Raw genomic sequence first — 533 nt, forward strand, 5'->3', positions numbered from 1 at the left:
GGCCGGCCCTGCTACGAGCCAGCACCTCGCCATCGAACTGCTGCAGCTCCGCACGGGGCTGCGCTTTAACATCGTCCACTACCGCGGCTCGGGGCCAGGCATTTCCGACCTCGTGGCCGGCAACGTCCCCTTGATGATGGACAGCGTGGCGAGCGCCCTGCCGCAAATCCAGGGCGGGCGAGCACGGGGCATCGCGGTGGCGCAGCCGCGCCGCCTGCCGCAGTTGCCAGACCTGCCGACTATCGCGGAAACGGTATCGCCGGGCTATGAAGCGGCCGGCTGGACGGGGCTCGTTGCTCCTGCCGCGACGCCCCCGGACATCATACGGAAGATCTCGACGGATGTGCAGGCGATCCTGAACGATCGCGCCATGCAGGACCGGATCCTCAGCATGGGCGCCATCGCCGATCCCGGCACTCCCGAGCAATTCGGCGCCTTCGTGCGCAGTGAGATCGCGAAGTGGCGCGAGGTCGCCCAAGCGGCCAACGTCCGCCTGGACGGATAGAACCCGCTTTACTTCCGCTGGATCAGCT

General features: G+C 67.7%; 1 protein-coding gene. It reads left to right on the forward strand.

Annotated features, from left to right (window positions below):
• Positions 1-505, forward strand: a 505-nt coding sequence (locus tag AC1DWF_RS38155) for a tripartite tricarboxylate transporter substrate-binding protein (protein ID WP_476843595.1), incomplete at its 5' end; no start/stop codon positions are given.
• Between the last annotated feature and the right edge of the window lie 28 nt (positions 506-533).

The sequence above is a fragment of the Aminobacter sp. P4_D5 genome, from assembly GCF_056401815.1.